At 58.6% G+C, this 23400-nt stretch carries 17 protein-coding genes; 6 read left to right on the top strand and 11 right to left on the bottom strand.

Annotation, left to right across the window (positions count from 1 at the left end; all coding sequences use genetic code 11):
- Window position 1: 1 nt before the first annotated feature.
- The 3 genes from ACSKB8_RS42525 to ACSKB8_RS42515 form a co-directional block, all read right to left on the bottom strand.
- Window positions 2–892: an aldose 1-epimerase family protein gene (locus ACSKB8_RS42525; RefSeq protein WP_438111364.1), complete on the bottom strand. Its 891-nt coding sequence runs from the start codon at window positions 890–892 to the stop codon at window positions 2–4.
- 357 nt (window positions 893–1249) lie between these two features.
- Window positions 1250–1933 carry an acyltransferase family protein gene (locus tag ACSKB8_RS42520; RefSeq protein ID WP_438111362.1) on the bottom strand — a complete coding sequence of 228 codons (684 nt, stop codon included), beginning with the start codon at window positions 1931–1933 and terminating at the stop codon, window positions 1250–1252.
- Window positions 1934–1956: 23 nt separating this feature from the next.
- Window positions 1957–2448, bottom strand: a complete 492-nt coding sequence (locus ACSKB8_RS42515; protein WP_438111360.1) for an acyltransferase family protein — start codon at window positions 2446–2448, stop codon at window positions 1957–1959.
- Between the two features lie 1045 nt (window positions 2449–3493).
- On the opposite strand from ACSKB8_RS42515, the gene ACSKB8_RS42510 reads away from it, so the two are divergent.
- Both ACSKB8_RS42510 and ACSKB8_RS42505 read left to right on the top strand, forming a co-directional pair.
- Window positions 3494–3784, top strand: a complete 291-nt coding sequence (locus ACSKB8_RS42510; RefSeq protein WP_438111358.1) for a hypothetical protein — start codon at window positions 3494–3496, stop codon at window positions 3782–3784.
- A gap of 633 nt (window positions 3785–4417) precedes the next feature.
- Window positions 4418–5572 (top strand): glycosyltransferase family 2 protein, encoded by a 1155-nt coding sequence (locus ACSKB8_RS42505; RefSeq protein ID WP_438111356.1) that lies wholly within the window; start codon window positions 4418–4420, stop codon window positions 5570–5572.
- A 54-nt stretch (window positions 5573–5626) separates the two neighbouring features.
- Here the strand turns inward: ACSKB8_RS42505 and ACSKB8_RS42500 are convergent, their stop codons facing one another.
- A complete protein-coding gene (locus tag ACSKB8_RS42500; protein ID WP_244551273.1) occupies window positions 5627–6085 on the bottom strand; it encodes a thiol-disulfide oxidoreductase DCC family protein in 459 nt (152 codons plus the stop codon).
- Window positions 6075–7712: a hypothetical protein gene (locus ACSKB8_RS42495; RefSeq protein WP_438111354.1), complete on the bottom strand. Its 1638-nt coding sequence runs from the start codon at window positions 7710–7712 to the stop codon at window positions 6075–6077. The genes ACSKB8_RS42500 and ACSKB8_RS42495 overlap by 11 nt, the downstream gene beginning before the upstream one ends.
- A 425-nt stretch (window positions 7713–8137) precedes the next feature.
- On the opposite strand from ACSKB8_RS42495, the gene ACSKB8_RS42490 reads away from it, so the two are divergent.
- Entirely contained in the window at window positions 8138–9607 is a 1470-nt protein-coding gene (locus ACSKB8_RS42490) for a lipopolysaccharide biosynthesis protein (RefSeq protein ID WP_438111352.1), read from the top strand.
- Here the strand turns inward: ACSKB8_RS42490 and ACSKB8_RS42485 are convergent.
- A complete protein-coding gene (locus ACSKB8_RS42485) occupies window positions 9594–14831 on the bottom strand; it encodes an Ig-like domain-containing protein (RefSeq protein ID WP_438111351.1) in 5238 nt (1745 codons plus the stop codon). The genes ACSKB8_RS42490 and ACSKB8_RS42485 overlap by 14 nt on opposite strands.
- A gap of 409 nt (window positions 14832–15240) precedes the next feature.
- Complete coding sequence (locus ACSKB8_RS42480) at window positions 15241–15630, bottom strand: hypothetical protein (protein WP_438111349.1); 390 nt, start codon at window positions 15628–15630, stop codon at window positions 15241–15243.
- Between the two features lie 251 nt (window positions 15631–15881).
- Between ACSKB8_RS42480 and ACSKB8_RS42475 the strand changes: the two genes are divergently transcribed.
- Window positions 15882–16880 (top strand): glycosyltransferase family 2 protein, encoded by a 999-nt coding sequence (locus tag ACSKB8_RS42475; protein ID WP_438111347.1) that lies wholly within the window; start codon window positions 15882–15884, stop codon window positions 16878–16880.
- Here the strand turns inward: ACSKB8_RS42475 and ACSKB8_RS42470 are convergent.
- Window positions 16869–18065, bottom strand: a complete 1197-nt coding sequence (locus ACSKB8_RS42470) for a glycosyltransferase (protein ID WP_438111345.1) — start codon at window positions 18063–18065, stop codon at window positions 16869–16871. The two genes, ACSKB8_RS42475 and ACSKB8_RS42470, sit on opposite strands and share 12 nt — an antisense overlap.
- 107 nt (window positions 18066–18172) lie before the next feature.
- On the opposite strand from ACSKB8_RS42470, the gene ACSKB8_RS42465 reads away from it, so the two are divergent.
- Window positions 18173–19222 (top strand): glycosyltransferase family 2 protein, encoded by a 1050-nt coding sequence (locus ACSKB8_RS42465; RefSeq protein ID WP_438111343.1) that lies wholly within the window; start codon window positions 18173–18175, stop codon window positions 19220–19222.
- Window positions 19223–19510: 288 nt separating this feature from the next.
- Here ACSKB8_RS42465 and ACSKB8_RS42460 read toward each other — a convergent pair whose 3' ends face one another.
- The gene (locus ACSKB8_RS42460) at window positions 19511–20104 is read right to left on the bottom strand and encodes a glycosyltransferase family 25 protein (protein WP_438111341.1); all 594 of its coding nucleotides are present in this window, start codon (window positions 20102–20104) and stop codon (window positions 19511–19513) included.
- A 228-nt stretch (window positions 20105–20332) separates the two neighbouring features.
- On the opposite strand from ACSKB8_RS42460, the gene ACSKB8_RS42455 reads away from it, so the two are divergent.
- On the top strand, window positions 20333–22048 hold the full coding sequence (locus ACSKB8_RS42455; protein WP_438111339.1) for a putative Ig domain-containing protein: 1716 nt from the start codon (window positions 20333–20335) through the stop codon (window positions 22046–22048).
- Window positions 22049–22058: 10 nt separating this feature from the next.
- On the opposite strand, the gene ACSKB8_RS42450 is transcribed toward ACSKB8_RS42455, so the two are convergent.
- Both ACSKB8_RS42450 and ACSKB8_RS42445 read right to left on the bottom strand, forming a co-directional pair.
- Window positions 22059–22304, bottom strand: coding sequence for a polysaccharide pyruvyl transferase family protein (locus ACSKB8_RS42450; RefSeq protein ID WP_438111337.1), 246 nt, complete (start codon window positions 22302–22304; stop codon window positions 22059–22061).
- A complete protein-coding gene (locus ACSKB8_RS42445; RefSeq protein ID WP_438111335.1) occupies window positions 22210–23187 on the bottom strand; it encodes a polysaccharide pyruvyl transferase family protein in 978 nt (325 codons plus the stop codon). Before ACSKB8_RS42445 ends, ACSKB8_RS42450 begins: the two co-directional genes overlap by 95 nt.
- Window positions 23188–23400 lie beyond the last annotated feature (213 nt).

Raw genomic sequence — 23400 nt, 5'->3', positions numbered from 1 at the left:
TCTAGGACGATCCGACTTCGATCCGGAACGACAAGCGTTCTTCCGCTCCCGGCTCGATATGCATCAGGCCGGGCTTGTCGGTGAACTCGCCGTCGAAGCCGGCGGGACTGGCATGGCCGCGCCAGGGCTCGATGCAAAGGAACGGCGCGCCCGACGGTTTCGACCAGACGCCGAGCTCGCGAAAACCGCGCCAGGACATTTTCAGCCACGGCCCGGTTGATGCGCCCTGCCCCGCGGCATAGCGGACCGAGCTGCTCTCGATGCGGTCGAAGATGATGGCGTCATCCACGAACAAGGCTTCGGACAAGGGCAGCGATTTATCTTTGACCGGACTTGGTGCCGTTGTCGCGCGCAGCAAGCCGCCGTCGAGACGGCGGACGGGAGACGATTCCGCGTTCGCAAAGGTCAGCGCATAGCTCTCCTTTGCCAGTCCGGATTGCAGCGGCCAGTTGAAGGCGGGATGACCGCCGAGCGACGCCGGCAATATCTCCTTGTCGGTGTTGGCGATCGTGAACGTCAGATCAAGGCCGGAATCGTCGATCGCATAGGCAGCGGTGAGCCGGAACGCGAACGGATAGAGCGCACGCGTCGCCTCGCTGTCTTCGAGCACCAGGGTGCAGCGGCTCTCGCCGCGCTCCGTCCACGCAAAGCGGTTGTCGCGCGCAAAGCCGTGCTGGGTCATCCGATACGTCTTGCCCCGGTGCCGCAATTCGTCATTGGCGAGGCGCCCGACGATCGGAAACAACAGCGGCGCGTGGCGCGGCCATTCCGGCCCCGCCTGCCAGACGAATTCGATGCCGCCTCCGTCCTTGAGCGAGCACAGCTCGGCTCCGTGCGCCTTGATGGCCGCGCTGAGCCAGCCGCTTCGAATGGAGTGGGTTTCATCGCTCATGCGCGACATCTACACCGCGATCTGATACGCAGCAAGGCGGCGCCAGCGGAGACGTGACGGTCATCGATGGCGCTTGCTTATACAGAGCGTTGAAACGTAAAAGAGAATTTGGTGTGGACCATCGCCAGCTCGACACCGCGGCTACGCGCAGCAACTCGCATGATCAGCGCCCAGGTTGTCACACCGCCGGACCTTCGGAGCAGTCGCGCTAGGCCGAATACAACAGTAAGCCGCCGAGGTCCGCAACGCCCTCGCCACAGGACTGAGGCGCAGCCGCGAACTCGGGCACCGACCATACCTTCGACCCGCAGTCCCAGATGTCCCAGCAGGGCGTCCTCTCAGGACGATGCGACCGGTTTAGACTTCAGCACGACGGGATACCCCAGCGCCGGTGAGCTCGTCGGAATTGGAGTTACGCAACAGGAACAACGACCTCCAATCGCCTTGATGGCCAAATTCAATATAACGATAGCTCAGCGCACTTAGCAGGATCGTTATTGCAAGATACGGAAACGAAAGTCGAAGCGTGGCTTGCAACGAAGACGTATCGGGTGGAATCATTTCAACCATGATGATCGAATGCCACGCATAGATACTGTAGCACATGCATCCGACGACTTGAATTGGCCACGCCTCGAACAAGCGATTTGCGGACCATGCCCCGCACAACACCGCCAGCAGCACCATGGAAAACCCGGCGCAAAAGATCGTGGCGTAGAGAATGCTCACAGCCCAGGGGCCGTTATCCTTGAGATATATGGCGGCAATCATCAGCAGCAGTCCGGGCAGCAGCCCGCGCGACTGAAATCTCCTTAGTGAAACGCTGTCCCTGGACTTGACGTAGAGATCGCAAACCAACATTCCGAAAATGAATTGGTAACACGACCCAAATATTCCGCCCACAAACGGGCGAAACATCCCAATCCGATCCACCACGATAAGATGCCCAGCCACCACGAAAGCTGAGCAGATGACGACGCTCAACAGCAACAGTCTTCCAAGGCCGAAGCGCGCGATCAGAAGAATCAGCAGCGGAAACAAAAGGCTGAACCAGATTTCAACGCCTACGGACCACAATACGGGATTGGAGGGGGCATAAACCCGTGCGGCACAAAAATGAAAAGCGTAGATAACAGTCCGCCGAGCTCCAGATACCACGCATGCGATCCAGCGGGCGACTTGGCATGGAGTGCAACCGTCACGAGGACAACCGTATAGTAAAGTGGAAGCAACCGGGCTGCGCGATGCCAATAGAAATGCGGGAAGTCGGCGAGCCGATCGATGACTCGCTTCTTTGTGCGATAGGGCAGGTACAGAACGAATCCGGAGAGCACAAAAAAGATATTTACGCCCAAGAAGCCATGCTTCGCGACAATGGCCAGGAGACCATTCGGATCAAGTTCGCCGGGAAATGCCGGCGCGCTGGATGTAAACGGAACAAGCAAGTGAAAAAGGATCACCATCAAGATGGCGAGTCCGCGAAAACCGTTGACGGCCCCGATCTTCTGCGCGCGGCTGTCGGTTATGATGGCGGAACCTGGGGATTGTAACGACAAGACGGCGATCTCGGTATTCGTGGTTTCCTGTTTGCGATGTTCGCTACGTTGAGCGAGCTGTCAATCGATGGCTGTCGCATCACCCACGAAACGTGCGATGCCAAATCGAAGGCGCATTGACCAGCAAATAGGCAAGTCACCGGATCGCGGGGATGCAGCGAATATCTCGTATCGCTCACGACGCGTCAGAAGCGCTCCTGAGGCGAGCGCAGCCCGACACGGATACGGCGAACGACGTGCCTTCAAATCGTCAATTACGGCATCTATCAACTACAGGATATAGACGGTAGCAGGTTAACTCTGAGGCAGAATTATGAGTGGGCGCGTATAGTTTGATGGTTGGGCTTCTCATCATATTTGTTCTGCTCGCGATTGGCTTCGCGGCCGGCTACGGCACACGTGAGCTGATCTCTCGTAAGCGGCACGCCGAGTACTTGAACTTGCAGCCCTACGTTTCGCCCGCGCTCAGAACCAGGCGACCAGCTTCGGACGAAAGCACCAGGGCGCGATACGCCACACCTCAACCCGCAATGACTGAGCAGACGAACCATGACATGCCTCAGTCGTTTAAACCCGTATCCATTCGGGAGCCGAAGCCAGTGAAATCCGGGCCTTCCGGCGCAAGCTTGCGTCTGATCGAGCCGCGTTCCTCTGAGCCCGATACCAGATCTTTGCAGTCCGCGGACATTGAGCAGAGCCTCGAAGAACTGGTCGGGCTCCTGCTGCGTAAAAGCCAGGGGAGCTAGGACTGGTCTCCTCCGGGGCGTCTTGATCACAAGCCTCTTGCCGCATTTGCGTGTCGGCCTGTTGCCGAGGTCGACCACCCGGGTGGAAAAGTAAGCCCCTGGAACCGAAAAGCACCCAACAGGAGACCAGGTCGACCGAGCACGTTTTACGACAGAACCGCGCGCCCACAGCGCAGCGGCAGGCGCACCAAAGATTGGCCGCGGCCGCGTAAAAGTGGTATGTTTTTAGCGGTTCTGTGGCTACAATACGGCCCATCATGCGTCGGAACATCTCTGGTGCAAGAGCAGGAGGGCAGATCTTGGTCGTGCTGATGATCGCAAGCGCCGTAGCGGGTGTTCTTCTTGGGCGTTTTCTTCGCGCATACGCCCTTATTCCCGCAACGATGCTGATCCTGGTTGCAGCGTGGTATTTGGGTCTTGAGCAGGGTTTCGCCACGGGCGCGATAGCATTCGTCGCCAGCGTGGTAATTTTGCAAGTCGTCTATTGCGCGAGCCTGCTGATCTATCTGCTCATCGCGAACCTCTCGGTGCTCGATCAGGTGCAGTCGGAGGCATCACCGCAGATGCCTGAATCGCAAATCGCAGTCTAGTCAGCCCCCTATCATGAGCGGCCAGCGAGCATGTTGTCGCATGGTCCGTGCATTGTGACATCCTCCTGTAGAAGCTCCGCACCTGTTTAATTGCCATGCAGATCATGCCGCAGGGCCGCATTCCTGCCGGTGTGCTTGTGAGCCGCTTCGTTTACGCGGCATGATCCCCTGCACGAGCGATGCTCCGCAGAAACCGTTGGCCACAACTCTAATCTGCTCTCAACGGCTCGACAGATCTCCTGCACCCAACTGAATACGCGTATGAATGCGTGGCGGAGGCTCCTTCCTTTGACCTTGAATTCGGCTCCTTGAAACCGCAGCGGAATGGCTGTGTTGCACAAAGGCCAAATGCTTTTGGATGACACGAATCCGCGACAAGCTGGCGCGACACTTCACTTTATGACTTTATGCTCAAGACGTTTGGGAATGAATGGCAATGCGATCTATTTGGAACCGACGCGAAACCGCCGGCCGATAGTCCTCGATTGCAAATAAGAAGCGCACATTTGTAGCTCGCCGTGGGCTTATGAGGCTAGATCAACCCGCTGGGACAATGTGACCGTCCATAGCACCTATATTCGCCGTCTTTATCGTAGATAATGCAGATGTGATCGGTTGGCTGGAAAATCTAAAATGGAATTGCTGGCGAGAGCAGCGGCGGGCGGCAACCGCGCGCGGAACGCGTTACAAGGGTCGATCGTAAGGGGTCAAGCGGCTGTCGCACTTTTGACGCCAACGCGATCACGGGCCAAGCATCCCGATCCAGTCATTCACCGGATTGATAGCAGGCCGCTCGACTTCGGCGCCGATGAGATCGTGGCTGTCGGCAAGCTTCGCAACGAAATGCTGCGATTACCCGATTTCCTGCGCCACCATCGCCGGCTCGGGGTCGGACGTTTCCTCGCGATCGATGATCGTTCGGATGACGGCACGCGAGCATTCCTACTCGATCAGCCGGATGTTCACGTGTTCGAGATCCGAGAGCCCTTTGCAGAATCAAGTGGTGGCGCGCGTTGGACCAGCGCCGTGCTCGACCAATTCGCGCCAGGACGGTGGGCGCTGACGCTCGACGCAGACGAACTCTTTGTCTATCCCGGTTGCGAAAATTTTGATCTTCGATGGCTGTGCCGATATCTGGAGAGCACCGGCGCAGATTGCATGACTGCGGAGATGGTCGATATGTATCCACGCTGGCTCGGTGGCCCGGAGCGCTACCATGCCGGTGAGAGCCTCGTCGCGTTCTGCCCCTACTTCGATTCAGATACCTATTTGAAGCGCCGTCGGCGCGGCTTTCCGACCAACTACCTGGTGGGTGGTGCGCGAGCAAGGTTGTTTTATGACGAACCGATGCCGCCGAAGATCGCTCTTTACGACGCACTTGTGCGGTTGCTTGAGCCATACGGGCTGGCGCGGCTGCTGCCTGCAGTTAACATCACGCGCTGGCAGCCACCGCTGCTCACTAAAGTGCCGCTCGCGCGCTGGTTGCCCGGCCGTCGCTATATCGCCGCCGGTCACCTGATGGCCCCACCAGGCAAGCCAGGCGATGTCACAGGCGCCCTGCTCCATTTCAAATTTCTCCACGACTTCACCGACAAGGTCGCAATCGCGGTCCGCGAGGGCAATTACTATCTCGGATCGGTCGAGTATCAGCGTTACGCGGAGCGGCTCGATCAGAATCCGTCATTCGAGCTCATCTATCCGAAAAGCCTGATCTACCAATCATCCGACGATCTTGTCCGTTGCGATCTGATGCGTCTCTCTCCGGCCTATCAGGCCGCGACGCGATAACCTGACCCACCGCTTCTTGTACACAGGAGGCGCGCTGGAGCCTTCCTCCAAACGTCATCGGACCCCGTCGTTGTGCTTGATGTTTTCGTCGGAAGGACCGACCGGTAGCCGCTGTTCCGGAGCATTGATCTCATCGATCAGCTTGCGGCCGAGAAGCCGAAGGAGAAGCTTCCTTCCGCGCACCAGTGCCGGATAAAGTGCCCTTGCGAGGCGTGGCCGGGAGAACACGAGCCGATTAAGGCGATTGAAGACAGTCGCCTCCCCGGCAAGCGTTGCCAGCAGATGCATTGCATCGGCCCCATAGTAATGCCGCCCACGCCAGCGAACCACCATGCCTTCATTGAGATCGAGATTGCGGGCGCGGATATCGCCTACGATTGGATGCTCCGAACGCGCGTCGATCAGGTGAATGCGCTGTCCACGCTCCCGCAACTGGTACAGCAGAACATAGCGGCTGCATAAGGGGCATTCGCCGTCATATACCACCCAGATATCGTCATCACTATGGGTCAATTCGATAATCCGTACGCTTCCGAACGTCGCGCACAAGCTTGCCCTCCGCCAGACCGAGGCATACTGAGTCCACCACATAGTGATAGGCGACAATATCGTCCATGGTCAGCTTGTTGAATTCGCCATACAGCCATGGATTGGACAGCATGTGGTGCGGATAGGCATAAAAGCTGTTGTTGTCCTTCACCCAGGGATAGACACGGAAAAAGCGATCCGTCTCGTGGACCAATTTTTCCACGGCCTCCATGGGTACGCCTGTGTCCTGACGCGGAAGGATCTCCGGGCCGCAGGTGGTCGCGTCATGCCAAGTCGCAAGATCGTGGTTGTTGCCGCCAACGCGAGCCCGAAAATGATTCTCAGGGATGTACATGGTTCCGGTCCCGATCATGTACGAGTAGATGCCGAAATACGTGGAAGGCGCGAGAACCTGGCGACCATCGCGGGTCTCGACGAAAAGCCGCGGGCTTGCCAGCTTCGGCCCGTCCAGCCATCCGAGATGATTGGTGTAGAAGAAGAACCGGCCGCAGATGACGGTCACGACCATCACAACCTTCATCGCCGGGGTGAATCCATCACGCGGCAGCGTGCGCGCCGCGGCTACGATGAACAGGTTGAGCGCAATCCAGAAGAAGAACAGAGCCCCGAGCGTGAAGTACACGCCGATGTGGAAGATGTCGAACAGCAGGCAGAAGAACGACAGCGCGCGCGCCGAGATCGCAGCCAGGGGCGACAGGAGCTGGGCACCCAGCACGAAAACGTTGAAGATCAGCTGGTTGCTCGCGATCGCGTCCCAGATCGTCTGCAACGCGCCCGGCCATAGGCCGAGCGGGGCGTCGCCGCGTTCGAGTCCCATCAGGATTGAGGTTTGCGTGGGATTTGCGAGCAGCCAGGTCCATGGCCTCTCGCCACCAGCCTGCAGCTTTGAGATTCCCGACCAGAAATAGCTGCCGAGATGCGCCCCGACGGCGCACGCCCAAATCAAGCCATAGGCGCGATCGCGAAGCTGCTTCACGTTATCTGCGGAAGCGAACAAAGTTCGCAGCCACGGCACGCGATCGATCACCCAGGCGCTGGTGAGGACGATCGTGCCGAGTACGCCAAGGACGGCGAAGTTACCGACGTCGAGCATCCCGAGATAATCGGTCTCAGTCACGAAGATGCCGGACACGACGCTCACCATTTCGCGCCATGCATGATAGAAGTAGAACAGCGGCACCAGAAATGAAGGACGCCAGATCGCGGCTATTCCTGCCACAACCGCAAGCACCGCACCGTAGCGGAAGAACAGTGCTTTGTCGCTCGAACCGAACAGGATGTTGGGAGGCCCTGCGAAGGGCCCCAATGAATCGAACAGCAACTGCACGAAGATCGTCATTCCGATCGCGAAGGCGGTGATCCGCAATGGCGGCGGCGAGAAATCACGGTAGCGAATGGAGCTGAAGGCGAGCGCGCCGGCAAATGCCAAGCAAACCAGCACCAGAGCGTAAATGTCAGACCAGCGCGCGAGATGCGTGACGGCCCGCCGCGAAATCGCAGAAAGAATGACGGCTACTGCAAGGAGGAAGAGAGGTCCCGCAAGCGACGCGACGCCAGACCGCGCTCCTTGCTGTGATGCAACGGTATACAACGTCATCCCGTCTCGGACCTCCGGAGCTTCGCCATCGAGATCAGCCGAACATTATAGAATCACGAGCGGTCTGCAAACATCGCAATCGCAGCTTGCCCTTCTCCTGGTGTGAGTGCACAAAATCATCTCACGGGAACCTCAGCACTGCGAATTGAAATATGACAAACTGCGGGCATTGATGTGACCACAAGTCTCCGCATTGACATTGGTGATGGTCAGGCCATCGTTTGAAATCAGCTTCGACCAGGCTCGCCCAGGTACGCCGGTCCCACTTCGCCCGATCACGTCTTCCGTTCGTGTCAAGGCCAAGCTAAAAGCCGGAGACGATCGGAACCGCCATCGTTCGGCGCGCTGGATTTCCCGCGGCATTTTTTGGCAGGCGCAAGACCGCGCAAGAACTGTTTGAGATCGCGGGGGTGAGCTCGTTGGACAAAGACAGCAAGTCACGGGCCGTAAACAACATCCTCATAACGGGCGGGTCCCAGGCCTGGAAACTGTCGGCCGGTTTTGTCTTGACGATATTCTCGACGCGAAATCTTGCCCCGTCCGACTTCGGCCTGCTGGCCATGTCTGCGACGGCTGCAACGTTCCTCGGGCTCATCAAGGACGTCGGCGTTGGACAGGCCATCATTCAACGCACGGAAATCGCCAAGGGCCAGATCGATGCGCTGTTCTGGCTATCGGTGCTCGCTTCCGCGGCATCTGCTCTCGTTCTGGCGTTGAGCGCGCATCCGGTTGCGCTGTTTTACGGCGATACGAGGCTTCAACAGCTCATGATCGCAATTGCCGGCCTAAGCTTCATTGCTGGCCTTGCGACCGTTCCGGCGGCGCTACTTGCCAGAGAATCCCGGTTCAAGACCCTGGCAATCCTGGATGTCGCTGCGACAACCGCTTCCGTTGTCGCCGGGATCGTCGCCGTAATCATCTTGAGAGACTATTGGGCACTTTATCTGTCCACGCTCGTTCTCACGCTCATTTCGACAGTCGGGATCTGGGTCTATTCTGGCTATCGCCCCGGATATGCCCGTCTGGACAGCGAGACGCGGCACGTGGCGCGATTTGGCCTGCACGTATCAGGGTTCAATCTGGTCAACTATCTCTCGAGAAATGCGGACAACATTCTCATCGGCAAATTTCGAGGCGGCGACGAACTCGGCCTGTACGATCGGGCCTATAAGCTGTTGCTGCTGCCGATCGTCCAATTACACAACCCCATCGGTCAGGTGATTGTCCCGCTGCTTTCGCGGCTTCGTTTCGATAAGGAGAGATATCTCAGCACCTACAACGATGCCCTTTCCATGGTTATGCTCATATGTCAGCCGGGCATCGTCTTCGCCATCCTGCTCTCGGAGCCGCTCTTCAGAGTTCTCCTCGGGGAGCATTGGGTGGGTGCAGCCCCGATTTTTTCTTGGCTTGGCGTTGCGGGCTTGATCCAGGTCGCAACCGCGACGGCAGCTTGGCTGTTCCTCAGTCAAGGCCGTGGCCAGGAGTACTTCAGGCTCGGCGTTTGGACCGCCCTGATCAACGTGACCTCATTCCTCGTCGGTCTTCCCTGGGGCGCCCTCGGAATCGCGGCGGCGTATACGCTGGTGAACTGCACCGTCGTGCTGCCGCTTTACGCGATGTCAATCGGTCGTCATGGCCCGGTGACGACTAGGAGCCTGGTCAAGACGACCGTCCCACATTGGATCGGTTGTGGCGTTGCGGCGGCCGTCACAAGGATTTCGATCATCTCATTGCTGGATGGAAACTCTTTCGCTGGGTTAGTTATGCTGCTGGCGCTTGCCTATGCATCATATCTCCTCCCCATGACCTTCTTCGCGCGGAAACGGGAACTTGCGAAACGCGTATTACGCAACGTTTTTCGAAAGGCAAAGACCTTCAGCGAAGGATGAAGTCATGCAACTCCGCCAGATGGGCATCAATCGGGGCTACCGCGTGAACGGCGTCGACCTGATGAAGGCTTGAGTTAACATCTGGATAAGTGGTGGCCACGAGGAGCCTTGCCTTGGCCGATTCATGAAAAGCCTCGTTGCTGAACTCATATACGGTGGGGATAGCGGACTGCTCGAACACGAACCCGTCGTCTCGCGGGCGCGCGGGGCCGACGGCCGGTGCGGTAGGAGGAGGCTGCGACGGCGCAACCGCCGAAAAATCAAAGCTGGCCTTCGGAGGATCGATGACCAGCGTGCCCCCGGATCCGTCGCTCGAGAGATTGAACGTGGAGTTGGTGTAGTCGCCAACAAGCGAGATATGTGCCGTGTGATTTTGAGTATCGACCACGGTCAACACGCCACCGGCTGTATCGCCGGAAAAGGACGCCGACGTTCCCGCTCCATACGCGATGTCCTTCAGGTCGATATGATTGGAATTGGACGCGGTGCCGTCACCCGTCAGACCGATGAGCGTTCCCGTAAATTGCGACGCGTGGTCCAACACCAGATTGCCGGTCGACGCCTTGAAGGTGATCGACCCGGAAGCGGCGCCGGACAATTCGAGCGTGGCGCCGGGGTCGACCGTCGCGGCCTGTGACATATTGCCCAGATTCAATACGACATTTCCGGAGATCTTGAGGATGGTCGATGACGTATTGATTACACCATCGCCATTGAGGTCCTGATAAAAAGTCATCTCGACCGCTTTAAGAGCAGGGTCGGTCGGGGCCACCTTGTTCAGGAGGTTCGATACATAGTTGCCATTGCTGTCCGTAGTCCACACACAGAGTTCGCCGGTGGCCGGAATCTTCCAGGCCACATCATAGCCGCTGGTCGTTTGCTCCACGCCCACCGGCGTCCAAGCGCCGAACTGTCCCGACACAACCGCTACGCCACCGTACTTCAAGGTCGGTCCCGCGCCGCTGGCCATCGCGTCGAGCAAGTAATTCGAGCCGACCAGAACCAGGCTGGTTGAGCCGGACGCCTCGATTGTCGTGCCTGAAACCTTCTCGGGCGTTGGTGGAAGACCAATCACGCCATCACCGTTGAGATCCTGGTGAAAGAGGGTCTCGGTCGACTCAAGAGCCGGGTCGGTTCCGGACACCTTGTTCAGATAGTTGGATACGAAATTGCCGTTGCTGTCGGTGCTCCAGACCGCGAACTGGCCGGTCGAGGGGATCTTCCACGCGACGAGATAGCCGTTCGACGACGCTTCCGCAGCCACTGGCACCCATGCGCCAAGCTGCCCCGCGACAACCGCGGTTCCGCCATTCTTCAAGATCACCGATGAGCCGGCCGTCGAAAGGTAAAAGTTGTTTCCGGACTTGATAAGCGATGTCGTGCCGGCCGCTTCGATCACCGTACCGACGGCGGAGCTGAAAGCGTTCGAAAGCTGGCTCAAATTGCCGGCGATGTCGGTGGCGGTCGCGGTGAAGCTGTGTTGCCCTGCCGTGAGCGATCCGGTGGTGACGCTCCAGGCCCCATTCGTCGCCGCGATCCCCGTGCCGAGCAAGGTCGAGCCTTCGTACAGCCGGACAGTGCTTCCGGCTTCTGCCGTGCCGGACACGATTATTGCGCTCGAAGCTCCAGGTGCGCCCGAGGTCAGGATAGGTGCAACCGGGGCACGCGTATCGACCGTGACGTTCAACGCGCCGGACGAAGCGCTGACGTTGCCGGCGGCGTCCGCGGTCTTGCCGGTAAAGGTGTGATTACCGTCCGCCAAGGTTGCGGTGGCAAAGGACCAGGCTCCGTTGGTGTCGGCGATCGCCGTTCCGATCATCGTCGCGCCGTCGAAGACCTGCACCGTGCTCCCGGCGTCCGCGGTTCCAGTCAAATTCACGTGGTTGACATTGGTGACGCCATCGCCGGCAACGTTGCTGTCTGGCGAGAACGACGCGAGCTTGGGCACGTTCGGGGCGACCGTATCGATGGTGACATTCACCCCGGCTGAGAGCGCGGTGAGATTGCCGACACCGTCCATCGCTGCGGCGGCAAAGGCGTGGCCGCCTTCGGCCAGCATTGCGGTCGCCATACTCCAGTTACCGTTGCCGTCGGCGATCGCCGTGCCGATCTGAGTTGTCCCGTCGAAAACCTTGACGGTTACACCTGCCTGCGCGCGACCCGTGAGGACCAGATGATTTGTATTGATGAGGCCCGACACGATCGAACCGCTGTCGTTGACAGCCGAGATCGTCGGCACGGCGATAGGTGTCATCGCCATCGGCGAATTCGTCGCGGAAACGAATGAATAGTCGGCCGACGTCAAGCTGGTGACGCCCGCAATGCGCAGCGTATCTGCTCCACCCGCGTAGTGAACGGTCCACACGTCGTTCACATGGGTCAAATAGGCGCCGCTGTCGTATCCTTTCAGAATCAGCTTGTCGTGTTCGGCAGTCGAGGTCGTGAAGACGTGGAAATCGGCGACCGTATCGTTGCCGCTGCCTGCATTGTAAATGAACGTATCGTTTCCGGCTCCTCCGGAGAGCCAGTCATTCCCGCCCGCGCCATCCAGGGAATCGTCACCGCTCGAGCCGACCATGCGGTTTGCCAATTGGTTGCCGACGCCCGCGAGCCCGCCCATCATCAACGTCAGGTTTTCGACGTTTGCCGGCAACGTGTACGACGTCCACGCCTCCACGCTGTCAATGCCGCCGCCGGGATTCTCGACGATTTTCTGGTTCGCGTTACCGATGACGTAGGAATCGTCGCCGTTCCACCCGACGAGCGTGTCATCGATATTGACCGCCGAGAGCTTGTCGTTTGCCGCGGTACCGTACACCATGCGGCTGCTCGCTTTCCCGCTGATCCAGGACGTGATCGTCCCACCGACCGGGAGTGTTGCTGGCAATTGGAAATCGTCGCTGGTGAATGCCGAGACCGTCGTGTTGCGCAACACCAGGGTGTCCTGGCTGGTCAACTTCAGATAGACGTCGCTTCCGACCTGGGTCATCGCCGCCTGCACGTCGGCGAATGAGGTGAAGGCAAAGCCGTTGAGCTGGACGACGTCGTGCGCGGCACCCGATCCCGGAGAAAAGTCGGTGATGATGTCCGAACCATCGCCGGAGTTGACCACGAAGGTATCCGCACCGCCGCCGCCGGTCAGGATATCATTGCCGAGCCCGCCGGTGATCACGTTCGCCGCGGAATTGCCGATGATGATGTTGGACTGAATATTGCCGGTGGCGTTGATGGCCGCCGAACCGGTGAGCGTCAAATTCTCGACGTAGCTCGAAAGCGTATACGTCACGGAGGAGTTTACCGTGTCGATGCCTCCGCCATAGGCCTCGATAACCTTCGCACCGGAATCGGTCACGACATAAGTGTCATCGCCGGCACCGCCGGTCATGGCATCGGCGCCTCCCGCACCACCGATCAGGTCATTACCGGATGTGCCGCTCAGCGTGTCCGCAGCCGCGCTTCCCACGATCGTGTTGGTCGGTGCGCCACTCGTGAGCAGGGTGTAGTTCGCAAGCGTGTACTCCGGCAATTGATAGGCTTTGATTGAATCGATGGTCATCGTCGCCGTCGATCCTGGAGCGGCGTTGCCCGGCCAGCTCCCGCCCATCGCCAGATTGGCGATCATGTACATCGCCGTATTCATGTCGGAGGGCGTCGCCTGCTGTGCGACCTCCTTCCCGTCGACGAAGAACGTCAAGTCGTAAGGGGTCCATTTGAGCGCAAACGTGTGCTCTCCACTGGTCAGGTTGGCTGTATTTGCCCACCCCCCATTCGTCGCAGGCGCGTAGGGCGAATGAATGGCCCAATGAGCCTGGTCAGGATCCTGACCAAATGCTTCGAGCACGTCGATTTCCGTGTTGAGGTTATTGGCAGTGCTGGGAAGCATCCAGAACGCCGGCCACGCGCCGCTTGTGCTGGGCAGCGTGGCCGTCATCTCGAAATAGCCGTAGGTCTGGGTAAAGCTGTTCTGGGTCGAGATCATGCCCGACGAAAATATGGCACTGCCTGTATAAGGCGTTGCGCTCGTAGGCAACGGTTGCGCCGTGATGACGAGGTGACCGTCCTGAATCGAGAACGGATTAAGCCCGAGCGACGTTGATGCCTGAGTGGCCGGCAGTCCGGAAAAGCTGGGATCGACATACACTTCCTGTTCGCCGGCCAGCCCGTACCCTGCGGCTCCGCTCCAGGCATAGCTCGTGCGCCAGGTCAGGCTCGGATCCTGGCCCGCGGAGAGCGTGTTGAAGTCGTCGTTGAAGGTCTGGACCAATCCGGTCAGCGGACTGACGATGTTTATATTGGCGGTCGTGAGATTCTGGAGGCTGGTGTTTTCAAGTGTTATCGTTTCGCCGCTCGCGAGTTTCAGAACAAGGTCGGTGCCGACCTGTTTCATGGCCGCCGTGACATCGGTGAACGTCTTGAAGCCGGTGTTGTTGAGCTGCAGGACGTCCCCGCCGGCGCCCGCCTGAAAGTCGGTGACGGTGTCATTGCCGTTGCCCGCTGTCACGACAAAGGTGTCGCGACCGGCCCCACCGGTCAGCACATCGTTGCCTCGCCCGCCGTCGATCATGTTGTCGCCGGCGTTGCCGACAATGATGTTGTTGCGGTCATTACCGGTGGCGGGAGACGGAACGCTATCTGTCAGGACAAGATTCTCGACGTTCGGCGCATTGACGAGGCTGTATCCGTTGATGTTCCAGACACGGATCGTATCGATACCCTCTCCGGCCTGCTCGACGACCTTGGTGTTGTGATCATAGACATAGTAGGTGTCGTCCCCTGCTCCGCCGATCAGCGTGACGCCCGTGCCGCCAGCCTCCATGCCGTCATTTGTCGCCCCGGTCGTCAGCGTGCCGCCTGCGGGGACGGTACCCGCCCAGTTCCATGCCGTTCCGCTCGCTGGCAGCGGATTGTCCAGCACAACATTGCTTGCAACCAAGGTCGAAAGCGCGACATTCTGCAGCGTCAGGGTTTCGGTGGACGACAGCGTGACGACCGTATCGGAGCCCACTTGGGTGGCCGCTGCCAGGAAGCTCGCGAACGTCGCAAAGCCGTAGTTCTGCACTCGCAGCACATCGCCACCTAAGCCCGCCTGGAAATCAGTGACGGTATCGGAGCCGTACCCCTTCGAGACAACGAAAGTATCGCTGCCTGCTCCTCCGGTCAGAACATCATTTCCGGTACCGCCAAACAGAACGTCGGCACCGGCGCTTCCATTGATAGTGGTCATGATGGATTACGTGCTCCCTTTACGTGGCACACAACTATGCACGCGTTCAAAAGAGCCTTATGGATTCGACGCAATTTGACGCATGACGAGAGAATCAGCTGACGGCTGGAGATTTCTGCGGCGACACCGGAATGCTACGGGCTCATGTGAAGTCCGCGCTGCCTTGCAACAAGCACGCTCAGTGCATTGCCCGTCGTTCCCTGGGCGGGCGCCACACGCTGGGTTCCGATTAGGGAACCGCATTTTACATCCGATAGTATGTGATCGCCCATCAACCCGTATGTCACCATCGTTGGCCGAATGGAGTCGCAACAACGTGGGTACGATCAATCGGCGGCATGCGGACGCGTGGAGCTGGAGCTGCCACAAAGGCCCGAAACGGTGCAATACGTGGATTGACGTTGCCAAATTATTGCTTCGCTGCGGTCTGGTCCGAGGGATAGAATCGCGCCTGATGCGCTTCCGATAGAACCTGTCCCGTCGATGATTTCACGAGGGCGGTCCATTCATACAGACCCGGCTTGCAAGGACCAAATGTCCGGATCGTCCCAGACGGCACAACGCCATTACCAGGAACCGGAACGTTCTGGCCTCCCATTTCGCGAGCACCTTCCGCAAGTGTGAGCGTCATCGAAGTGCCACCGGCGGGAATGTTGCGCAGACGTATCTCCGGATTTGGGAACAGCGTGACACAGCCGTGCGCCCCGCGCCATGAAAAATCCAACGTCATCGGATCGGCCGATGCAGGATGACAGAAGGCTAGCAACAAAGCGACGGCAACAACAACAGCAGCTCTCACATATCGCTCCCAGTCCGGTTCGCTTCCGATCTTCGAGCGATCGGGGCACGCACTATTCACGATTCACGCAGAATAGATCGCCCATTTTAAGGCGCCATCGGTAAGCCCACTTGCAACCGATGCATTAAAGGAAGCAGTCACGAGTTGGCCATTCTTTTGACGGACCGTCGGTTCGTCCTTTGGCGTGCATCAACGACCATTCCCGCGCCTGCCAACGGATTAAGCAAACAACCGCAAGCGGCAGCTAAATCGTGTCCAGAGAAGTCCTGATTGTCATACCGGTACTGAACGAGGCCCCCCAGATCGAGACGGTTGTCCGCAACCTGGCCGGGGACAGTCTTCACGCAGGTCGCACAATAGTGGTTGCAGATGGCGGCAGCACCGATGGGACGCCCGACATTGTCCGCCAGCTCGCCAAAGACATTGGCGGCGTCCATCTGTTGCGCAATCCGCAGCGGCTGCAGAGTGCCGGGGTCAATCTAGCCGTACAGGTCTATGGTGCTGCGGCGCAGGTCCTAGTGCGGTGTGACGCCCATTGCGGATATCCAGCGGATTATGTTTCGAGCCTCCTCAAGACTCTGGACGAGCGTAAGGCCAACTCGGTCGTGGTTCCCATGGACTCGCGTGGCGAGGGTTGCCTGCAGAAGGCCGTCGCCTGGGTCTCGGACACAAAGGTCGGTTCGGGTGGATCGGCACATCGCGGCGGAAAGCAAAGCGGCTTTGTCGATCACGGGCATCATGCGGCGATGACCATCGACGCGTTCCGCAGGGCTGGTGGTTACGACGAAACCTTCGCTCATAATGAAGATGCAGAGTTTGACTGCAGGCTGCGTGCAATCGGCGGCCGGATATTTCTGGATTCGGACATCCGCCTTTCATATCGACCGCGGTCGAGCTTTCTGAGCCTGGCGAAGCAGTACTTCAACTACGGTCGCGGTCGATCGAGAACCGTGAGGCGGCATCCCGGATCGTTGCGACTGCGTCAATTCGTGGTGCCCACGCATGTTGCATTGACGCTTGGCGCCATCGTGCTGTCGCCGGTGGCGCCGCTGCTGTTGACATTGCCGGCAGCCTATCTGGCGATACTGGCGCTGACTGCAATGATGATTGCAGTAAAACATCGCTCTATTTGCGGGCTGCTTGCACTGCCGGCCGCTGTCGTGATGCACTTCGCGTGGGCACTTGGCTTTTTCTGGGGCATCCTGTCGATCCGCCAGGCCACCTGGCAGATGACCCCTTCAGTTTCCTGAACCCTGTAGAACCTGGGCACTGGCCGGCGCGCCCACACGCCGGCCCGCCTTCGCATAGGCCGCCTCGGTCAGGCGTGCAATCGAGGTCCACGTCGGCACCGAGTTCGCAGATCCAACATTCCTTGAACTCTCGCGGTTTCGATAATCAGGGTCGCTGATCAAGCGCTCGAGCGTCCGGGACAACGCGGCGGGATCACCTGGAGGAACGAGCGTCCCCTCTGCCCGATCGCTCAGCCATTCCGAAAACGTTCCAAGGTTCGAAGCGACGATCGGACGTCCCGCCGCGATCGCCAGCATCAGCACACCCGATGCGTCGATATCCCGGTACGGAAAAGCCAGGATGTCAGCGCGCGCGACCAGTGAGGTAACTTCATCTTCCGGAACGAAACGCAGGTCGAATTCGACATGGTCTTCGAGCTGCAGATCCTTCACCATCGCAAACAGCGGCTCCATCGCCATTTCCGGCCAGCCCACGACCTTCACCACGCAATGCGCCCTGACCTCTCGGGGAAGCAGCGCAAGCGCACGAAGCATGACGTCGACGCCCTTGTAGGGCTTTATCTTGCCGAACAGGAGTATTTGAACGCGCCCGTTCCCGGCCGAGGTCTCGTCGGCCGGTCGGGTGATATGATCCGTCAGCAATCCGTGCGCGATAACGGATATCTTTTCGTCCGGGATACCAACGCGTAGCAGGCGATCGCGTGCAACGGTCGTATGAACGATAAGATGGTCGAAGCAATGCAGAATGCTGAACGCGCCAATTCGCTGTATCCGCGAGCTCGGATTGTTATTGAACGGATTCAAGTCATGAACGGTCAGAACCGTTGGCGCGACCCTCCTGAACTTGGGAATGAACTGGCTGTCGACGATCGCCAGCGGGGCCCATTGGAAATGGATCACATCAGGCGGCGTTCTCCTGAACCGCCTGATCAGCCGTGTCATTGATTCAGCGTGACTGAGGCCCTTCAGCCCCAGCTGCACGTTGCGTGGAAGTTTCTTGAAAAAGCGCGACTGCAATCCCGGATAAAAATGCCGGTCGAGAAACAGGTCTTCATCAACGGAAGGCTTCCGCCCGAGCTGGCGCCCGACAATGCTGGCTGCATGCCCAATATCGGTCAATCCTTTGGCTAATTTAAGATCATATGGCCAAGTAAACAGCGACGGATCGATCAGAGCGATTTTCATGCGATTGCCTCACCAACCATGCTTTGCGGACCGTGAAATTACTTCTGGCTCATCAAGGCATGGATTGATAGCCTCTTCTGTCACCTGCAAATTGTGAGCGACACGCGTTGAAGATCAGCATCGTCATAACTGTCTACAATTACGAACGGTATGTCGGATTGGCAATCGACAGCGCGTTGAATCAGACCCGTCCGGCGGACGAAATCGTCGTCATCGACGACGGATCGATCGACGGTTCCCGCCAGATCATCGCCGGCTATGGTGACAGGATTCGAGCCATATTTCAGGCAAATCAGGGCAACATCGCAGCATTCGAAGTTGGGTATCGCGCAGCGATAGGCGATGTACTCCTGTTCCTCGATGCGGATGACATCCTGATGCCGACGGCGGTCGAAAACGTCGCGGCGCACTGGCGTGAAGGTGTTTCGAAAGTTCAGTTCAATCTGGACATCATCGATGGCGCCGGCAGGCGACTTGGGCGCTCGTTTTGTGCGTTTCCTAAATCCTACGCGCCAGACGATGTGCACGCAGAATTTACCCGGTCGGGAACGTACATCTGGCCAGTCATGTCGGGAAATGCGTACTCCCGAGAGTTTCTTCGACAGGTCATCCCGCTCAATCCGCCCGTGGGATACGACGGCGCCCTCAACACGATCGCGCCTCTTTACGGAGACGTGGTCACGGTGCAGGAAACCCTGGGGCAATATCGGCTCCATGGCAGAAATATCAGCCGAAATGACGCGAAGGGCCGGGCGCAGCGGTTTCCGGATTTTCCTAGGCAGATCGGGTTCCGTGTCGCAGAGTTCGATATCCTGAAGGCGCATTGCGACAAGAAGTCCATGCACGTGCAAGCGGCACGGCCGATCGATAACGAGATCGTCTTTGTCAACTATCGCCTCGCGTCGCGTAAACTGGGATTGCGCTATGTTCGGCAGGACGCGGACACATCGAGTTCACTTCTGCGCCGTGGGATATGGCTTGCGCTGACCACGACAACACATTGGCGCGCCGCCGCCTCTCATATCGTCTGGTTCACAGGGCTGTTCTTGAGCCCTTCCTGGCTTGCGTATCAGCTGATCATGCTCCGCTTCAACAGGGCAGAACTCTTGAGGCCGCTCGTCAGGTTCGGAAGTGTCATCCGGCGCAAGCCCGCCTGAGTGGGCAACGCCGCAAAGGCAACCCGCCTCGTCAGATCTCGTCCTACGCCTCCAGGCGTCGATCACACGCTTTCGATCGTACGAATTGTCTCCGGCATTGGCCCGGAAAGACTGGTTGCGCCGGCGAGGCGGGCGCGAATCCGCCTGTCGGACTGGCGAAGGCGGATATTTTCCGACAGGCGCAGAACATATTCCTTTGATTTCCACGCAAACCGAGCCGCTCTGTCAAACGCAGTAGGCTCGCGGACCGACTCCGCCGCCTTTGCGATCGAAGACGTCAGCGTCACCTCAAGGCACGGAAAAGGAAACAAGGCATAATTGTGGAGGCCATTTGCCCAGAAGCGATCCATCTCCCAGTCGATCGGCCGATGGATCGTTGTCACGCTGTCGATGAATCGACGCGCGGCATGGCCGGAGATTCAGATAAGCCTGCGTTCCCATTGGCGCACGCTCAAACCGCACCAATTCCCGCTGATCCAGCCAGGCCACGTGCGTGCACGGCGCCATGTGTCGCCCATACAGCCGGAGATAGCCGATCTCGGCCGCCTTGCAGATGTCCGGAAGCGATCGAAAGCTGAACCCGGCATCGAGAATGACGTCGTCTTCGACCACAAGTGTCCATGAATCGTCGGCGTCTAACGCTGCCACTTGCGCCATGATGCTCATATGACTAGCTGCGCAGCCGATCTCGGCACGTGAAAGGCCCCTGCCCCAAAAGCGGATGGCCAGCGCCTCATCATATTGCGGGAGCCCCTTGGCGGGCACACGCAAGGCATCAAAGAAGGTCCATGGAATCTCAAGCAACTCCAGATTTGCACTCGCGCGCTCGCGGCGCACGGAACCGGCCAAACTAATCGCCACAATTCTGAGATTGCTGCCCATCGATTGATCAGTCCGACGCGTTGATTGGGAACCGTATTGCACGTGATCTCCAAACGATTACCGCGAACCGGTCTGTGCTGACAAGGACGCGGCGCCCGGCGGCTGCCATGCTGGTGGCCATTTCACATTCTTGTTTCGTAAAGCACGGCGAAATCTGCGGCTATACCTAAAGCGGTCGCATTCGGATGCCTTGGATCGAACCAACGGTTCCTCACAGACGAGTGAAACATGTACATCGCGAAAGTCGCGATGGTCTCAAGCAAAGAGGCGCGGATGCCATCAAAGCATCAATTCACCAGCACCATGGCAGCATTGTTCGTCGCATCATTGGTTGTCGGTGGCTCAGTACTTTATCTTGGCCTGAGCAACGATGGTTTGCGACAGCGCCTGCAATTCATCCCGCTGTTTAAGCAACGCAGCCAGGTCGTCGGCGGCGCCGTCGTCGGCCAGAACGGCAGTGGGTTGTATGCCGGCTATACGCTGTCCTGGGGTGATGAATTCAACACTCTCGATATCGTGGGTCCGGCAAACCCTCGCGGCAAGTTCTTCCCGACTGGCGCCTATCATCCAGGCATCCGCGGCAATACCACGTCGCTCGGGACCGCTTTTGATGCCAACCCGCTGACCACCGGCTACAAGGACCGCAACCGCGGCGTCGCGGTTGGCTTCGACAACATGTCGATCTCCGGCTCGGTGCTGCGCCTCGGAGCGCGCAAGGCAACAACGCGCGAGCAGGCATTCCTTACGCCGACCGACCGGTCCATCAACGGAGGCGTGCGGCCGCACCTATCCGCGATGATCCATACCGCCGGGGCGTTTGCATACTACCCGACCGCCAACGCCGTCATCATCGAGATGCGTGCCCGGTTCAGCCCCAGGCTTACAAATCCGGCCGGCTTTCATCCCGCGTTCTGGACCTATTCGGTCGCACCCGTGCTTAATCCAACCGGCAACGAGTGGGATCTCGAGTGCAACTCCCAAGGGATGCACTTCAGCAATATCGTCCATACCTCGGGGGCGATCTCGACCGACAACAGCGCCGGACCATTCGACTATATGGACGGCGCGTTCCACGTCTTCAGCTTTGTTTTTCGAAACGGCGGAAACACCCAACTCTACGTCGATGGCGCCCTTCGATCCCAGTTTGCCGGCGTGGATTCCAATACCAAAAATATGCCCTCATTTGTGCTGCTGACGTCACACATATTCAATAACACGTTCGCGGGCGAGGCGTATGACGCTGCAGCGTGGGCCAGCTCGGCGACCGGCGCCTATCTCGATGTCGACTGGATCCGCGGCTGGCGCACGACAGGCGTCAAGCATTGGAAGCCGCTGGTTTCGGTCGCAGATCTCAATGTCGATTACGACGGCAACGGCAAGATTGTGCTGCCGAGCGCCAAGGCCCTCTGGGGTGATGCGAGCGTTACCGAATTCGTCCAGGTCGTACCCTATGACAGCTCCGAACCGGGTATGACGGAGCAGACGACGTTTACGCAATTCCCGGAAGGCATTTCGTACGATGCGACATCGCGCACGATCAAGGCGGACTTCACCACTGCCAAGGGCAATGCCGGGCGGTCTCATGTCGTCGTTTATGGCTACAAGCCTGACGGCTCAACGATGGAGCCACTGCGATTCTCCATCAATCGCGGTCCGCGCGTGACGACGCGCCCCCTTTCATCCGCCGCAGGCGACAGCTACCGCCACGACATCTATGGGGAGTGCGATGTCGGAGTCATGATGCCGAAGATATTGTCCGTCAAAGGACTGCCGCAGGGGCTCGCTTTTGACCGTTCTACCGGACTGATCAATGGTGCTCCAACGACGCCAGGGGTCACCAGCCTGACAATCTCCTGCGCAAACAATGCGGGCCAGACAACAAAGAGGACGACAACGTTGACCGTCCACGCGCACGATCCGGCGAACCGCCCGTACGGAGGATGATGCTCGACCCTCAACCTTGATCCGTCGGGGCCGAACTGCCCTGGCAGATATCCAGAAAATTTGCGAGGGCGTCGTCCACACTCGTGCTCAGTGGCCGGCTCAACTTTTCGAAGGGCTTGCTCCACGCATCGACGAACGTGCTGATTTTCCCATAATTGTTGTCAAGGACCGAGTGCGGCACATTCAGCAACACGCAAAAGATATGCGTGTGAAGCCGGTCCGTGATCACGTAGGCCGACGATCCAACCTGCCTCATTCCACGGGCTACACGGTTCGACGCCAGCAGGTGAAACCACCGAATGCGCACGTCGAGCTCCGACGGCGTCATGCCCTTGAGCAAGAGGAGCGCCGTCTCGAGCAGCGCCTTGACAAACAACCTCTTTCCCAAGCCTCGTTGTTCGATGAGCCAGTCCTCGACAACTGCAAAGTTTGGGAGCGTCGGAAAACGCTTGTGCTCCACCTTCTCGTGATCGGTTCGGAGCAGCCAGCAACAATTTCCTGGTTACTGCCGCTGACGAGCTCTGCGCCCCCAGGCAGAATGCCATGTCCGGACAGAGATCGACGGGCGCAGTAAATTCCGTTGTCGCGATATTCAAACTTTGCACGTCGCGGACCAAAATCCGGAATTTCTTATGCGAGTTGATGATCTCCGCGGCGCGTTTGAGACTTGCCTTCGAGGAGAAGTGTATGGTTTGCGGCAACTGAATGATCTGGCGATCCGGAAACTCCGACAGAAGCCTGAGCCGAAACTCCTGATGGCTAGGCCACAGGTCGCCGAAATTGCCGCCACCATGGATAAGGATAGGTCCGACAGGAACGGCTCTTTCAAACTCTTCCTTTGACCAGGTGTCATAGGTGCAGACGTAGGACGGTGCTCGGCCTAGCTTCTTCTGCAGATATGTCTCTTCACCCAACCATATGGCGCTGTCGCCCACATTCGAGTGGTTGGGGAAGTCCACTAGCGCAAAATTCTCGACACCCTCCAAATGAGGCCCGATGACCTTTTCGATCTCATCCTGCATTTCTGCAATCAGTGTACGAGAATCCTTCATGGGAGTTTCGGCCATCGTCCTGAGTTCGGTCCCGTCGGTCGCATCACCGCATCGAACGGCTTTCGATGCATCGGCAAAACTTCCCATTCGATTAATCCACTTCTGCCATTGCGCCAGGTACTCGCTGCGGTTGAGCGATGACGGATCTGCCTGCCGCCAGCGAGAACGCCGGACGTTTGCGCTGCGAGCTTCCCGCGTCAGTCATTCGATCTTTCGCGCTCAGCCGGCTTCTGCCTCTATCACGCTCTCGTGCCTCTCTCGGTGTCCCCTCGCCGATGCGGAAGCTGACCGGGTTCCAGA

This window comes from Bradyrhizobium sp. BR 1432 (assembly GCF_051547705.1).
Lineage (GTDB): Bacteria > Pseudomonadota > Alphaproteobacteria > Rhizobiales > Xanthobacteraceae > Bradyrhizobium > Bradyrhizobium zhanjiangense.
Note: the sequence above shows the minus strand (reverse complement) of the source record. Positions and strands in the feature narration are given on the sequence as shown.